Origin of the sequence: Dubosiella muris (genome assembly GCF_004793885.1) — a bacterium.
GTDB classification, from domain to species: Bacteria; Bacillota_I; Bacilli_A; order Erysipelotrichales; family Erysipelotrichaceae; genus Dubosiella; species Dubosiella muris.
Genome location: NZ_SRYG01000009.1, coordinates 81,496 through 96,423 on the forward strand (window position 1 = coordinate 81,496; position 14,928 = coordinate 96,423).

Here is a 14,928-nt window from a genome sequence, read left to right on the forward strand (position 1 = left end):
GGATACGAGGTTTTGGAAATGGATAAACTAGAAAAACTGCTGATGCCGCTGGCGTCGGCGATTGGTAAAAACAAATATTTAATGGCGATCCGCGACGGCTTCCTGATTTCGACGCCGCTGCTGATCGTTGGATCGGTGTTCCTGCTTTTGGCGAACTTCCCGATCAGCGCGTGGACGGATTTTGTGGAAAACTGCATGATTGGCGACATGTCTTTGGCCGCACTGCTTTCCAAACAGTCCGACGCGACGTTCACGATCATGGCGATCTTCGCCACGATGGGAATTGGTTATTACTTTGCACGGGAAATGAAAACGACGCCAATCTTTGGTGCGGCGGTTGCCTTGATGTCGTGGTTCATTCTCATGCCATACAACTTTAGCGCGAAAATCGCCGGCCTGGCGGACGCGACTGGCGTGGCCGTCAACGTGCCGGAAGGCGCGACGAGCATGGTGCGCGGACTTGATCTGGGATGGCTTGGCGCGAAGGGAATCTTCGTCGGCATCCTGTGCGCGATCATCAGCGTCCACTTGTACGCGTGGGTCGAGAAAAAGGGCTGGGTCATCAAAATGCCAGCCGGCGTGCCGCCAACGGTTGTTGCTTCTTTCGCCGCGCTCATTCCAGCCGGCATCGTGATGGTTGTCTTCTTCTTGATCAACACGCTGTTCACGGCATGCGGAACGAACGCGTTCCAGTTTATTTTCGAGTTCCTGCAAACACCGCTGCTCGGTCTGGGAGACACGCTGGGGGCTATGATCGTCGCCTACATCTTCCTGCACCTGTTCTGGTTCTTCGGAATCAACGGCGGCTCGGTTGTGGGCGCGGTCTTCAACCCGGTTTTGCAGACGCTCGCGCTTGAAAACCTGAACTTGTATCGTGAAGTGGGCGCGGCCGGCTACACGATCGAAAACGGCGCGCACATCATTTCGCAGCAGTTCCAGGACTTGTTCGCCACCTTTGGCGGCGCCGGATCGACGCTTTCGTTGCTCATTGCGATGCTGCTGTTCTGCCGTTCGAAACGCATCAAGGACCTTGGCAAGCTGTCGCTCGTTCCGGGCATCTTCGGCATCAACGAGCCAATCATCTTCGGTTTGCCAATCGTGCTCAACCCGGTTATGCTCATTCCGTTCGTGCTTGTACCGACAGTCAACATCATCCTGTCGTATTTCGCGATGAACATGGGCTTGTTCCCTCCATGCAACGGAATCAACATTCCATGGACGATGCCAGTCATCATTTCGGGCTTTTTGGCAACGAACTGGATGGGCGCCGTATTCCAGGGCGGCTTGCTGATTTTAGGGGTGTTCCTCTACCTGCCGTTCATCAAGGCGATGGATAAACAATATTTGGAAGACGAGCAAAAGGCGATGGAAAGCCAGGAAGAGGAAATCGACCTCGACGATTTCTCGTTTGACGATCTTTAATGGGAAGAAAAAATAAATAGAAACGAGGGCGAATCGAATGAAAGTCATTATGATATACGATCAGATCCAGGCGGGCGCCGGGACAAAAGACGATAAAATGATTGGTTTGAAGGCGACGAAGGAAGTCGTCGGACCAGCCGTGATGATGGAACGCTACTTGAAAGCCAACGACGAGCGCGTCATCGCGACGCTGTATTGCGGCAACGGCTACTTCATGGAACATCAGGACGAAGTCGTGCACAAGCTGTGCGCGATGGTGAAAAAACTGAACGCGGACGGCGTCATGTGCGGCCCGGCGTTCAACTACGCCGAATTTGCCCGGATGTGCGCCATGGTGGCGAACCGGCTCGAAGAGGAAAACATTCCAGTCGTGGCCGCCATGTCCGCGGAAAACGAGGAAACGATTGCCGAATACAAAGACCGGATCCACATTGTCAAATGTCCGAAAAAAGGCGGAACCGGCTTGAACGAAACATTGTCGAATATGTGCGAGGCACTGGCGGCCAAGGCGCAAGGCAAAGCCATCGCACACGAATCCGAGATTTGTTTTTAAGAGAGTGCGCCACTCTCTTTTTTTAGAAAACGAGGTAGAAGAAAGATGTACGGAATTATCGCAACATGGAGAATGGCATTGGAAGGCGTGACGCGCGCCGATCAAATGCTCAAAGACCACGCCGACGCGGGCGACGCCATCGAAGCCGCCATTCGCGACGTGGAGGATTTTGAATACTACAAAAGCGTCGGCTACGGCGGACTGCCAAACGAGGAAATGCAAGTGGAACTGGACGCCGCCTACATGGACGGCGACACGTTCGATATCGGCTGCGTGGCGGCGATCAAAGACTTCGCCAACCCGGTATCCATCGCTCGGAAGCTGTCCAAGGAACCGGTCAACAACTTCCTTGTTGGCGCCGGCGCCGAAAAATACGCCCATAAAATGGGATTCGAGCGCAAAAACATGCTCACGGAGCGGGCGCGCATCCACTACCACAACCGGCTTAAGGAAGTGCAGGAGCTCGAGCTCAAGCCGTATTCCGGTCACGACACGGTCGGCATGGTGTGTCTGGATGACAACCATCACATGGTGGCGGCGACCTCGACAAGCGGCTTGTTCATGAAGCGGGCCGGCCGGGTTGGCGACTCGCCGATTTCCGGATCCGGATTTTACGTGGATTCCGAAGTGGGTGGCGCAAGCGCGACCGGACTTGGCGAGGACTTGATGAAAGGGTGCATCTCCTACGAGATCGTCCGGCTCATGAAGGAAGGCCTCCATCCGCAGCAGGCGTGCGAGCAAGCCGTTTCCCGGCTCGACGAGCAGCTCAAACGCCGTCGTCAAAAAGCGGGCGACCTTTCGTTGATTGCCATGAACAACAAAGGCGAATGGGGCGTGGCCACCAACATCGAAGGCTTCTCGTTCGCGGTCGCGACCGAAACCGAGGCGCCGGAAGTGTATCTGGTCAAATTCGACGAAAACCGCAAACAGTACATTGAAAAAGCGAGCGAGGAATGGATGGACAACTACATGAGGACCCGGACCGCGCCGCTGGAGCGCAAATAATATGCAACGCGATGGCGGACTGGAACGAAAAATCGTCGAACAAGTCAAGCGCAACCAAGACGCCATGCTGGACGGGATCTTGAAAATCGTGTCCATCGACAGCACGCGAAGCGAAGCCCAAGAAAATATGCCGTTTGGTTCCGGTGTCGACAAGGCTCTGACCGAAACGCTCGCGCTCGCCAAAGCGATGGGGTTTGTCGTGGAAAACGTCGACCACTACGCGGGCATCGTGAAATACGGCACGAAGCCGGGCTGGAAAACCGATCCGCGCTATATCGGGATCTTTGGACATCTTGACGTCGTGGAGGCGAAAGGCGAATGGACGAATCCGCCGTTTTCACCGGCGATCCGCGACGGCCGTATATACGCCAGAGGCATTCTCGACAACAAAGGGCCAATCCTGTCGTGCCTGTACGCGTTGTACGCTATCAAGCAGCTTGGCATCGAGTTGGCGCATCCGATCTGGATCGTGTTTGGTACGAACGAGGAAACCGGCATGGCGGACATGGACCATTATTTGAATGTGAAAAATCCGCCGATCGCGGGATGGACGCCCGACTGCAAGTATCCGGTCGTGTACGCCGAGCGGGGCCGGGCCGTGTTCGAAACGGAAGCCGACGTGTCCCACTTTACGCCCGAGCAGTTCGATCTGGATTTGTACGATCCCGAGTTTGGCAAGCTGGAGTTCCGTCTCGACGAGGAACACAAGCTGAAAGTCAGCTATCCGGCCAGCGTGACGGTGGAGGAAATCGCGCGCAAGGTGACGGCGAAAATCGACGCCGCGCTCATGGACAACATGATGCCTGTCTTTTTTCCAAAGGACGGAACGCTTTGCCGCGTCCTGCAGGAAACGTACGAGCAAGTAACCGGACTCGATGGCACGCCGGTGACGACGACCGGGGGCACGTACGCGAAAAAGGTGCCGAACATCGTGCCGTTCGGACCAAGCTTCCCCGGCCAGAAAGGCATCGCCCATTTGCCGGATGAATGGATGGATATCGACGATTTGATGGCGAACGCGAAAATTTACGCGCTTAGCTTGTATCGTCTGGGAATCGAGGAGCAATTATGAAACCAATCGTTGTGGAAGTGTGCGCGGGCAGCTACGAAGACGCGCTGGCGGCAAGCCGGGGCGGCGCGAAACGAATCGAGCTGAACAGCGCGTTGAGCGTGGGCGGCCTGTCGCCTAGTGTGATGGCACTCATCCAAACAAAAAAGAATACCGACCTGGAAGTAGTGTGCATGGTGCGTCCAAGAGCGGCGGGCTTCGCCTACACGGATGTCGAAAAACAAATCATGCTCGACGAGGCGAAACTGTTTTTGGAGTCCGGAGCCGACGGCATCGCGTTCGGTTTTTTGACGGAGGAAAAAGCCGTCGACACCAAATGGACGAAATGCATGGTCGATTTGATCCACTCGTTTGAAAAGACGGCCGTGTTCCATCGGGCGGTCGATGTCGTCACCGACTATGAAGGCGCCATCGAAACGCTCGTCGGACTGGGTGTGGACCGGGTGCTGACGAGCGGAACGAAAGCGAAAGCGATGGAGGGCATCGAGGAAATCGGCGCCATCCAAAACAAGTTTGGAAGCCGTATCGAGATCCTGCCGGGCTCGGGCGTGAACGCGGGCAACGCGGTCGAGCTGATGGAAAAAACCGGCGTCTGGCAAGTGCACTCCTCGTGCAAGGCGTATCGAACGGATCAAACGACGAGCGGGCGCGACGTCACGTACGCTTATTTGAGCGGGGAACATGCCGACGACTACGATGTCGTGGATGCCGGCCTTGTCCGGGAGCTTGTGGAAGCGGTAAAAAAAGAAAAGTAAACAGAAAAAAAGCGATCAGACCGGATCGCTTTTTTTGTGGGGAAGGTTGACGTATTCATGGCGTGAAAACCGATGGGTATTCTCGCGAATTTCCTTCGCAGAGTTCCCTACTCTGCGAAAAAGGTGGTTCTTTCGCTTTAGGCAAAGGAAAAACGGGAGGTTTGACGGCGATTTTGACGGAAAACGAGGAAAGAAAAAAACGACAGCTCCTGGGATCGAAGCAAAAAAAGCGCGATAGATATCGGCTTAATCCACTCTTTTCACGCCGTGATCCTGACGGGAAAACTGACGGCTTATTTTTGTTTTTTAATCCAGAAACTATAAGTTATCATTATATTCAACCCCTATACAAATCACATATTTTTATAAAAGATATGGATTATATCACTCGATTCAAAAGGGATAGAGTGCTATAATCAATTCGCAGAGTAGGGAACTCTACGAAATTTCGAACCCTGGACGGATCGGTTTGGCTTTTTTTTTGGCGGCTTTTGAAACGGTGGCTGGACTGCGGGCATCCCAATCGAGAAAGCGCGGTTTGTTTTTTACAATAAATGAAGAGAAAGGAACATCCGATATGAACATTGTCTCGCGACAAGAGAAAAAATATTTGATCAATTTGGTGAAAAGTGCGCAGCTTCAAAGCTACTTTTCCCATTTTTTGACGCTCGATTCCAACAACGCCAAAGGGGCCTATACGGTTCGCAGTTTATATTTCGACTCGATCGACGACCGGGATTTCCACGAAAAGGAGGAAGGCGTCGAGCTGCGGCGCAAAATCCGTTTGCGCGTCTACGATCCCGACAGCCCGTACGCGATGCTGGAAATGAAGAAAAAGCAAGGAAGTGACCAGCTCAAGCGGTCGCTCCCGATCCCGAGAAACGACGCGCAGCGGCTGATCGAGGGGCGCTACGACGTGCTGCTGCATTACGACTTGCCATTTGCCAAGGAGCTGTACGCGATCATGAGCATGTACTTGTACCGGCCCAAGGCGATCGTGGAATACGACCGGATCGCGTATTGCGCCCGCAGCAACAACATTCGAATTACGTTTGACGCGAATATCCGCGCCACGGAATCCGACTTTGACTTGTTTTCGAAAACGTTGAATTTGTATCCGGTTTTCGTGAACGACCGGGTCGTCTTGGAAGTGAAATACGATGGCTATTTGCTAAGCCCGGTCAAGCTCGCGCTGGAGCGATGCGATCAAAGCGAGATTTCCGTGGGCAAGTATAGTTTGAGCCGCTCGGTCGGCTTGCGTTATGTGTATGGATAAAAAGAGGAGGTAAACGATGAGAGATATTTTAGAAGGCATGCTGGCGGAGTCGGGCACCCTGACGACGGAAGAAATTTTTATGCACATTTTGACAGCCGTCATTTTGGGGCTGTTCATTTATATATCGTACTATATCAGTCATTCGGGCACGGCGTATTCGCGAAAGTTCAACATTTCGCTCGTTTGCCTGACGGTGCTGACCGCGACGGTCATGACGGTCATCGGCAACAACTTGTCTTTGTCCTTGGGGATGGTCGGCGCGCTTTCCATCGTGCGCTTTCGAACGGCCGTTAAGGACACGCGCGACACGATTTATATTTTCTGGACGATCGTGGTCGGCATTTGCTGCGGGGTGGCGGATTATCTCGTCGCCTGCATGGGCAGCGCCGTCATTTTTGTGATTTTGCTCATCATGGGCCATGTGAAAAACGAGAACCGCGTGCTTTTGATTGTCAAAGGCAGCCGGATGCACGCCGACGAGATCGAAAAGGTGATTTTCTCGTATTTCGATCAAAAAGCGACACTTCGCACGAAAAACACGACCCCGACGTCGGTGGAATTCATTTACGAGCTTTCCCGTAAGATCCTGACGCAAAGCAGTAAAAACGGAAAGTCCATCACCACGTGTCTGTATGAGATCCCGGATACGCAATATGTCGACATCGTGGCGCAAAGCGATGAAATCAACGGATAATTTATGAAATACAAAATTATGAGCGGGATCGCGATTGTGGCGCTGCTTGTTCTTCCGCTCGTGCTCGGGCTGTTCAAGCCGGACACGGCAAAAGATACGAACCGCTACATGCAGCACCGGCAGGCGCCCGGGGAGCAGACAGCCTCCTTGTCCATAGATCCCGGCACGTTTCGCACGCATTTGCCAATCGTCTCGATCGACACGGATGGCGCGCCGGTGCCCGGCAGCTGGCTGCAAGATGAGAACGGAACTCGAACCGGCGTTCAAACCACGGATGGCCAGGAGGAAATTCCGGCCCGCATTCGCTGGATCGACAACGATACTGCCGTCAAGACGCTTCAAGACGAGGGCGTGGACACGAACGCCACGATCCGCATCCGCGGCAACTCGTCGCGCTCCTTCGATAAAAAAAGCTATCAAATCAAACTCGTCGATGGGCAAGGACAGGACGAGGACGTGTCCTTGTTTGGCATGGGTGCCCATGACAACTGGGCGTTGTACGGACCGTTTCTGGACAAGACGCTCATCCGCAACTACGTGCTGATGAACATTTCGGGTCAAATCATGGGATACGCGCCCAACGTCCGCTTTTGCGAAGTGTTTTTAAACGGGCGGTACCAGGGATTGTACGTGCTGATGGAAACGATTCGCAAAGGAAAGAGCCGGGTCGATCTCGACACGTACGAGCCGGGCAAGGCGGAGCTGGACTACATTGTGCGGATCGACCGCTTTGACGCCGATAGCGTGGTCGTGGACTCCTTTTCGATGTACACGTTCCGGCAGGAAACGCTTGGAAGCGGCGCCGGCATTGAAGTCGTGTATCCGCCCGCCTCCAAGCTTGACGCCCAGGCGCTTTCGTACATCGAAGACAGCTTGAGCGCGTTTGAAAAAGCGCTGTACTCGTCCGACTACAAAAGCCCGTCCAGAGGGTACCGCAAGTACATCGACGTCGACTCGTTCGTGGACTACTACGTGCTTCAGGAGTTTCTGGCCGTCAGCGACGCGGGCATGCGTTCGACGTATTTGTACAAAGACCGGTCGCAGAAAATCAAGATCGGTCCGGTTTGGGACTACAACAACGCGCTCAACAACTATTTTGCTCCGTTCGACGCGGAAGGAAGCGAGTTTTTGCTCGTGGACCGCGTCTGGTACGACCGGCTGCTGAGCGATCCGTATTTCAATGAAAAAGTCATCGCCCGCTACAAGGAACTGCGAAAGACGCTTTTAAGCGACGAAAACCTGCTGCGCACAATCGACGAGACAATCGCCTACTTAGGTAGCGCCGTCGAGCGCAACAACGAGGTGTGGGGATACGCGTTCGATCCCAGCCAGCTTGACGCGTATCAAAAGCTGACACCCGAAGAGCGCAATCCGGGCAGCACGCAGGAGGCGCTGGCGCAAATGAAAGACTACATCCAAAAGCGGGGCGCCTGGATGGACAGCCACATCGACGCGCTGGCCCAGTACGCCCATCCGTCCCAGACGAAAAAATATGAAACGAGGTAGAAGATGAAACGGTATTTGATTTGGATCGCCTGCTTGTTTTTGGGCGCGGTGGCCGTTTACTTCGCATGGAACCAGGCGTATTTGCCTAAAGGCAAGGCGAGCGCGGTCACGTCCAACTTTTATACGGAAAAGGCGGACATCGTGCGCGCCGGCAGCCAGGAGCGCTTCGTCGTCAAAGGCGTGGAAGTCGACAGCTTCCTGCCGGGATACTACGATACCGACTACGCGGTCGACAAGGCGACATACAAGACGTGGTTCGAGCAAATCGCGGCGATGAACGCCAACACGATTCGCGCCAACAACATTTACGATCCCGACTTTTACAACGCGTTGTACGAATTCAACACCACACGCGCCGCCAGCGGCCAGGCGCCGTTGTATTTGATTCAAGTCGTGCCGGTGACGGATTACGCCCAAAACAGCGCCGACAACGCGTGGTCCAACGACTTTTACAACGCCTTGCTGCGCAACGCCAAGCGATGCGTCGACGTCGTTCACGGCCGGGAGTTTTTGCCGTACGCCAAAACGTCAGGGCATGGCGTGTACACGAGCGACGTGTCGCCCTGGGTGCTCGCGTTTGAAATCGGCAGCCGCTGGGAACCGGACACGATCGCGTACACGGACCACCACAGCAAGCTCCCGGGCCCGTATGCGGGAAAATACGTGCGCACGAGCGAGGACGCGAGTCCGTTTGAGTGGCTTCTAGCCAAAGTGATGGACCGGCTTTGCCAATACGAGTCGGACAAATACGGCCAGCAGCATTTGATCGCGCCAACCACGCAGCTCAATACCGACCCGTTCGACTTCGAAACTTTGTACAAGGCGCAAATCCAGAAAAGCGCGACAATCGACTTTCAGCACTTCGAGGCGGGTCCGAAGCTTAAAGGCGGAATGCTGGTGGCGTACAACTATGCGGATTACGGGCATGATTTTACAAACGATTTGACGGCTGGCGAAAAAGAACGACTGGCGCCGCTGCTCGCGCTCGTGGACGAGCGTCCGCGCGCCGACCGGTACTTGGCGCTGCTGGAAGCGTACTATCAAAAGCCGGTCGTGCTGGTGAATTGCGGCGATTCCAGCGCCCGGGGAACGACGAAGGGCGGTGCGTCCCATAGCGAGGCCGAGCAAGGCGAGGCGATTGTCCGGCTGTATACGAATGCGCTGGATTCCGGCCTTTCCGGCATCGTGCTTTCCGCGTGGCAGGACAACTGGTCGCGTACGGACTGGAACACGAGCCCGTATACGAAGGACGAACAGCAGCCGTTTTGGCACGACATCCAAACCGAGGCTCAGGGGTTTGGGCTTATGGCGTTCAAGCCGCTCGGGGTAAACGGGCCGGTTTGGATTGACGGACAGGAAACCGAATGGACAGCCAGCGAGAAAGTGTTCGAAAACAAGATCGGGACGCTGTTTGCGCAATTCGACGCCGAAGGGGTGTACTTTAAAATCAACTGGAATCCCGACGTGCAGTTTCCGGTGACGATTCCGCTGGACGTGACGCCCAACAGCGGCGCCAGCCAAACCGAGGATGGGGCGCTTTCGTTCGCGCGCGACGCGGATTTTTTGCTCGTGTTTGAAAGCCCGACCGAGGCAAGACTGCTCGTGCACTCGTATTATGACAGCGCCCGGGCGGCGTGGAACCAGAACATTCGCGGACAGGACGCGTACTCGATTCAGGTGCCGGAAGCCCACGAGCCGAAATTCGGGCCAATCGAGGCGATTTTGGCGGATCCCATCGTCGACGACGCGAACGCTTTGCGAAATTTTTCGCTGACCGAGGAAGCCGGAAAGCTGGTCGAAGGCCGGGATCTCGCGACGGCAAACGGGTGTACGGAAATTCGTCTGCCGTGGCAGCTGCTCAACTTTTCGGCGCCAAACCAGGCGGTCGTGCATGACGACTATTATTTGCGTTATGGTATCGAAAGCCTGCCGGTTGGCAAATTGTATGTGGGAATGGGCAACGCGGCGCACCCGGACATCCATTTGTACGCGATCAAGCTGCCGCGATGGACACGCAACTTCGCGTACGAGGAAAGGCTGAAGGCGTCGTACGCCATCGTGCAGGAAGCGTGGAAGGAAGGCGAATGACATGGGATACGGATTGTTGAATTTGCTGTTTGTGTACATGGTGTTCAGCCTGATGCTGGCGGTGTTCAATTTGGTGTATTTGCGGCAGCTGAAACGGGAGCGCCGGCACCGTGAAAACGCCAGGCGGCTTCTTCAGGCGGGGCGGGCGCGCTTGCGCAAGGCGCTGACGGAGAAAGGCACGCGCGCCGAGCGAAGACGGATCCGGCGGTTTTCCATGGTCCGGTATTTGGGACGGTTCGAGGAGGAGCTCAAGGAAGTCGCAGCGTACGATCCGGCGCTTGTGCGCGCCTACTTTCAAAAGTACGAGGCGGAATACATGATGCTCATTGTACCGATTCAAAAGATGGGCGTCACGGAAAAGACGATGTATGCCCGGCTCGTGATGAAATACGGCATCAACGCGGACCAAAAGTCGGCCGCTTTCGCGGCGGCGATGATCCGGCTGATGGATCGCTCCTCCATGTTTTTAATGTACAACGTGCTAGGGGCTTTGGCGGTCATGGGCATGCCGGAGGCGTTGAGCGACGCGCTGAAAGTCATGACCGAACAAGGTTTTTACTGCTACAGCAAAGTGACCACGAACGCGCTGATGTGGTATGCCGGCTCGCGAAACGAGCTGCTTTTGCTTCTTTTGAAAAACCAAAACGAGTACAATCCGGAAATCCGCTGCGCGCTGCTGGAATACGCGCGGAAGGAAAAAGGGCCGTACAAGCGGGATATTTTGCGGATTTTGGAAAATGGAAGCGAAAATCTTGAAGTCCGGCTCGAGGCGCTGCGGTATTTTATCAAGTATCCGTCCATCGAGGCGGAAGAAGTCGTCCGCAAGCTGCTTCTGGAGCGGAAAACGATGGATTGGCGGTACGCGGCGCTTGGCGTCAAGGTGCTCGCGGCGTTTCCAAGCGCCGAAAACCGCGCGCTTGTGCGGACGCTGACACACGATCCGATTTGGTATGTCCATCAAAACGCGACCGAGGCGTGGAAGCAAATGGAAAGGGGGCATGCGTAATGGACGTGCAGGAAATCCTGTATGCAGTGGAATGGTTTTTTATCGCGTATCTGGCCGTGTATTCGACCTTTCTTTTCGCGTCGATCGTTTCCGGCTCGCTCGCTTTGTACGAGATGCATCAGCGAAAGTGGTATAAAGTCGACGATCTTGGCCCGATTGATATTCCGGTTTCCGTTCTCGTTCCCGCGCACAACGAGGAGCTTTCCATTTTAAAAACGGTGGAGTCGCTCGTCGCGCTGGAATACGCGACGTATGAAATTATCGTGGTGGACGATGGCTCCAGCGATCAAACGGCCGCGAAACTCATTAAGGAATACGGTCTGGAAATCACGCGGATGCAAATGCAGGAAACTTTGCCCTGCCAGCCCATCCGCTTTGTGTACACCGGAACGGTCAGGGGCGTCGAAGTGACGTTGATCATGAAGGAAAACGGCGGCAAGGCCGACAGCTTGAACGCGGGTATCAACGCGTCCCGGTATCCGTATTTTTTGTGCATGGACGCGGACTCGGTGCTACAAACCGACTCGCTGACGGAAATCGTCAAGCCCGTGATGGCGCATGAAAACGTGGTGGCGTGCGGCGGATTGATCCGGATCATCAATGGCGCGCTGATGCGCGATGGCAAAATCGTGGAGTACAGGATCCCGTACCATCTTTTGGTGGGAACGCAAATGCTCGAGTACGATCGTTCGTTTTTAGGCTCGCGGCTCTTTTTGAACCGGTTCAATGGCAACTTGATCATTTCGGGGGCCTTTGGCTTGTTTCAGAAAAAGGCGGTGCTGCAAGTGGGCGGCTACGCGACCGATTCTTTGGGCGAGGATATGGAGCTGGTCATGAAGCTGCATTCGTATTTTCGCCAAAACAAAAAGCCATACACGATTGAATACGTACCGCAGGCGGTGTGCTGGACACAGGCGCCAACGACGGTGAAAGACATTTTCGGGCAGCGCCGGCGCTGGCACATCGGCTTGATCCAGTGTTTGAATAAATACTGGAAAATGTGGATGTCCTTCGATTATGGCGTGCTGGGATGGTTTTCGTATCCGTATTATTTGTTTTACGAGTATTTAGCGCCAATAATCGAAGTGGCCGGCGTGTTCGTCACGTTGTTCGCGCTCGTTTTGAACGTCATCAACATGACGTATATGGTGTGGTTCTTTTTGATTTACTTCTTTTTTGGCATTTTCATGAGCATCAGCGCGTTTTTGGCGCGGGTGTATTCGCAAAACGTGTACGTGAGCCGCCGGGACATCGTTCGGGTTTGCGTGATGGCGGTCGTCGAAGTGTTTTTTACGCGCTTTATCGTGCTGGCGGCCCGGATCAGCGCCCTTTTCCGGTTCCGGAAAAAGAAGTTCGAGTGGGGTTCGATTGCCCGGATGCAGACGCCGGGCGAGGAGGAATGAGATGGACAGGAAGTGGGTGCGAAACGGCTTCCTGTTTTTTCTTTGCGGATGGCTGGCGCTGGCGGGCTGCGCCGCTTCGCCAAAGGAACAGGCGTCGCTCTTTTCGTGGAATCCGGGCGAGGTCGATCCTTCGGCGTGGCCGGAATTGGAAGTCGTGCTGGAAGAGCGCGGCATTTCGGCGGTGTATCAGCAAATGGAGTTCAACGATTTCGCCGCCGTGGAGCGGTTCGTGGCGTTTTTATCGGCGCGCGACGTGCAGACGTACGCTTTGATGGGGGAAGTGGACTGGTCGTTTGCCGAATACGAGCAGCCGATGCGGGCGTCGATTCAGGCGGCGGCAACCTACAACAAAGACCAAAAGGAAAAGCTGGCAGGTGTCGTTTTGGATGTGGAACCGTATTTGAGCACGGCGTGGAAGACGGATCCGCGCGGCGTGTTCGCCCAGTATTTGAAAAACATGGAAAGCGCGTACCGGCTTTGCGAGGAAAACGGGCTGGAGCTGCTTTTGTGCATTCCATACCATTTCGACCAGACGGTGGGAACGACGCTTTTGGACTCGCTGATCCAAAACGCGTGCGACGGGATCATCGTGATGAACTACAACCGGCGCGACGAAATCGGACAAATCCAAACGGAAGTGGAACTGGCGCGCAAGGATCGAAAAAGCGTGACGAACGCCTACGAGTTTTTGCCGGCGGGCGAGCATGGCTTGACAAAGAACAACACGTACGCCCAGGAAGACGCAAGCGTTCTTGAGGCGTCGCGCCAAAAGCTAAAGGAAGCGTATCCGACGATTCGGTTCGCCTATCATTGTCTGGAGGCGCTAAAAGAGCGTTGACGATCGGAAAGCTCGCGGGTTTACAAAATATACATAAATATGTATAATTAGACCGGTACAATGGTCGCGGAAGGGGAGGACAACCGCAAAAAGGGGTGAACAAAATGGATATTCAAAATCTTTTATACAGTAAAAACGGGCTTTCCACAAAAACGCTGGCCAAGCGGATGCTTTGTTTTGAGGAAGGCGAGCGGATCCCGACCGTCACGGAGCTCAACAACGAGATCCATTTGGCGCGGGGCACTGTGCAAAACGCGATCAAGCTGCTTCAAAAAAGCGGCGCGGTCACATTGGAAGCGCATGGACAGTCGGGAACGATTTTGAAGAAAAAAGACGTGCGCAAGCTGCTGGAAATCGCGGGGATCTCCCACATTTTGGGCGTGATGCCCCTGCCGTATTCGAAACGGTACGAAGGACTGGCGACCGGTTTGGTGGCGGATTTGGAAAACCGGTACGACATTCCGGTTTCGCTGGCGTTTATGCGCGGTTCGAAAAACCGGATGTCGATGGTGCTGTGCGACCGGTATGATTTCGCAATCGTTTCCCGGTACGCGGCGGAGCAAATGATCGAGGCCGGCATGGATATCGAAATCGTGAAAAGCTTTGGCCCGTATTCGTATTTGTCGCAACACATTTTGGCGTTTCACGATCCGGATGTCAAGGAAGTGGTCGATGGAATGAAAATTGGTGTCGACCAGTCGTCGGTCGATCAAAAGAAAATGACGGAAATCGCCTGCGTCGGGAAAAACGTGCGGTTCGTGAACGTGGAATATACCCAGATTTTGCAAAAAGTCATGTCCGGCGAAATCGACGCCGCGGTATGGAACATGGACGAGATCCAGGAAAAGCTGTATGACATGAACTATCTCGGGCTGTCCATTGATGACGACAAAGACACCGAGGCCGTCATTGTCGTAAACCGGGCCCGGCGGGAAATGGTGGCGATCATTGACGATTTGATTCATACAAACACCGTGCGCCGCAACCAGCAGCTCGTGATGGAGGGCAAGCTGATTCCAAGCTATTGACAGACATAAAAACAAGCCAGACAAAGCGTTTCCGTCTGGCTTTTTATTCAAGCTATCGCGCTTTGAAAAAGGCTTCAACCTGGGCGCTGGTTTGTCCCGTGACTTCGGCGATCGTGGGGCAATCCATGCCTTTGGCATATAAATTGCGCGTAATGGCTTCCGTGCGCTTCTTTGCCTTCTGACGTACCTGAGCCCGTCCTTCAGCGCGGCCTTCGTTCTTGGACTTTCTCTCAAATTCTCTCATGATCTCACACATGGCATTCACTCCTTCCGGTTCTTTTTTAA

Annotated in this window: 14 protein-coding genes; 13 read left to right on the forward strand and 1 reads right to left on the reverse strand. The window is 54.5% G+C overall.

The features are described from left to right. Window positions 1–18 precede the first annotated feature (18 nt). The 13 genes from E5336_RS05730 (at window position 19) to yhfZ (ending at window position 14,643) form a co-directional block, all read left to right on the forward strand. A complete protein-coding gene (locus E5336_RS05730; RefSeq protein ID WP_135980116.1) occupies window positions 19–1,422 on the forward strand; it encodes a PTS sugar transporter subunit IIC in 1,404 nt (467 codons plus the stop codon). Between the two features lie 37 nt (window positions 1,423–1,459). Beyond that, on the forward strand, window positions 1,460–1,975 hold the full coding sequence (locus tag E5336_RS05735; RefSeq protein WP_135980117.1) for a GrdB-related putative oxidoreductase: 516 nt from the start codon (window positions 1,460–1,462) through the stop codon (window positions 1,973–1,975). 45 nt (window positions 1,976–2,020) lie between these two features. Then, a complete protein-coding gene (locus E5336_RS05740; protein WP_135980118.1) occupies window positions 2,021–2,980 on the forward strand; it encodes a glycosylasparaginase in 960 nt (319 codons plus the stop codon). Between the two features lies 1 nt (window position 2,981). After that, entirely contained in the window at window positions 2,982–4,052 is a 1,071-nt protein-coding gene (locus E5336_RS05745) for a Sapep family Mn(2+)-dependent dipeptidase (RefSeq protein ID WP_422110299.1), read from the forward strand. Continuing rightward, entirely contained in the window at window positions 4,049–4,804 is a 756-nt protein-coding gene (locus E5336_RS05750; protein WP_135980119.1) for a copper homeostasis protein CutC, read from the forward strand. The genes E5336_RS05745 and E5336_RS05750 overlap by 4 nt, the downstream gene beginning before the upstream one ends. 577 nt (window positions 4,805–5,381) lie before the next feature. Next, window positions 5,382–6,080: a polyphosphate polymerase domain-containing protein gene (locus tag E5336_RS05755; RefSeq protein ID WP_135980120.1), complete on the forward strand. Its 699-nt coding sequence runs from the start codon at window positions 5,382–5,384 to the stop codon at window positions 6,078–6,080. Between the two features lie 16 nt (window positions 6,081–6,096). Beyond that, complete coding sequence (locus E5336_RS05760) at window positions 6,097–6,774, forward strand: DUF4956 domain-containing protein (protein WP_135980121.1); 678 nt, start codon at window positions 6,097–6,099, stop codon at window positions 6,772–6,774. A gap of 3 nt (window positions 6,775–6,777) precedes the next feature. Next, entirely contained in the window at window positions 6,778–8,280 is a 1,503-nt protein-coding gene (locus E5336_RS05765) for a CotH kinase family protein (RefSeq protein ID WP_135980122.1), read from the forward strand. 3 nt (window positions 8,281–8,283) lie between these two features. Then, on the forward strand, window positions 8,284–10,368 hold the full coding sequence (locus tag E5336_RS05770) for a hypothetical protein (RefSeq protein WP_135980123.1): 2,085 nt from the start codon (window positions 8,284–8,286) through the stop codon (window positions 10,366–10,368). Between the two features lies 1 nt (window position 10,369). After that, entirely contained in the window at window positions 10,370–11,374 is a 1,005-nt protein-coding gene (locus tag E5336_RS05775; protein WP_135980124.1) for a hypothetical protein, read from the forward strand. Beyond that, on the forward strand, window positions 11,374–12,777 hold the full coding sequence (locus E5336_RS05780) for a glycosyltransferase family 2 protein (RefSeq protein WP_135980125.1): 1,404 nt from the start codon (window positions 11,374–11,376) through the stop codon (window positions 12,775–12,777). The genes E5336_RS05775 and E5336_RS05780 overlap by 1 nt, the downstream gene beginning before the upstream one ends. A 1-nt stretch (window position 12,778) precedes the next feature. Next, window positions 12,779–13,615 carry a hypothetical protein gene (locus E5336_RS05785; RefSeq protein WP_135980126.1) on the forward strand — a complete coding sequence of 279 codons (837 nt, stop codon included), beginning with the start codon at window positions 12,779–12,781 and terminating at the stop codon, window positions 13,613–13,615. Between the two features lie 104 nt (window positions 13,616–13,719). Then, on the forward strand, window positions 13,720–14,643 hold the full coding sequence (yhfZ, locus tag E5336_RS05790) for a GntR family transcriptional regulator YhfZ (protein WP_135980127.1): 924 nt from the start codon (window positions 13,720–13,722) through the stop codon (window positions 14,641–14,643). Window positions 14,644–14,695: 52 nt separating this feature from the next. On the opposite strand, the gene E5336_RS05795 is transcribed toward yhfZ, so the two are convergent. Then, window positions 14,696–14,928, reverse strand: a 233-nt coding sequence (locus E5336_RS05795; RefSeq protein ID WP_277820798.1) for a hypothetical protein, incomplete at its 5' end; no start/stop codon positions are given.

Bases quoted from the DNA above. Each gene is read 5' to 3' on its own strand.
- E5336_RS05730 (WP_135980116.1), top strand. From the start codon at position 19: ATGGATAAACTAGAAAAACTGCTGATGCCGCTGGCGTCGGCGATTGGT.
- E5336_RS05735 (WP_135980117.1), top strand. From the start codon at position 1,460: ATGAAAGTCATTATGATATACGATCAGATCCAGGCGGGCGCCGGGACA.
- E5336_RS05740 (WP_135980118.1), top strand. From the start codon at position 2,021: ATGTACGGAATTATCGCAACATGGAGAATGGCATTGGAAGGCGTGACG.
- E5336_RS05745 (WP_422110299.1), top strand. From the start codon at position 2,982: ATGCAACGCGATGGCGGACTGGAACGAAAAATCGTCGAACAAGTCAAG.
- E5336_RS05750 (WP_135980119.1), top strand. From the start codon at position 4,049: ATGAAACCAATCGTTGTGGAAGTGTGCGCGGGCAGCTACGAAGACGCG.
- E5336_RS05755 (WP_135980120.1), top strand. From the start codon at position 5,382: ATGAACATTGTCTCGCGACAAGAGAAAAAATATTTGATCAATTTGGTG.
- E5336_RS05760 (WP_135980121.1), top strand. From the start codon at position 6,097: ATGAGAGATATTTTAGAAGGCATGCTGGCGGAGTCGGGCACCCTGACG.
- E5336_RS05765 (WP_135980122.1), top strand. From the start codon at position 6,778: ATGAAATACAAAATTATGAGCGGGATCGCGATTGTGGCGCTGCTTGTT.
- E5336_RS05770 (WP_135980123.1), top strand. From the start codon at position 8,284: ATGAAACGGTATTTGATTTGGATCGCCTGCTTGTTTTTGGGCGCGGTG.
- E5336_RS05775 (WP_135980124.1), top strand. From the start codon at position 10,370: ATGGGATACGGATTGTTGAATTTGCTGTTTGTGTACATGGTGTTCAGC.
- E5336_RS05780 (WP_135980125.1), top strand. From the start codon at position 11,374: ATGGACGTGCAGGAAATCCTGTATGCAGTGGAATGGTTTTTTATCGCG.
- E5336_RS05785 (WP_135980126.1), top strand. From the start codon at position 12,779: ATGGACAGGAAGTGGGTGCGAAACGGCTTCCTGTTTTTTCTTTGCGGA.
- yhfZ (WP_135980127.1), top strand. From the start codon at position 13,720: ATGGATATTCAAAATCTTTTATACAGTAAAAACGGGCTTTCCACAAAA.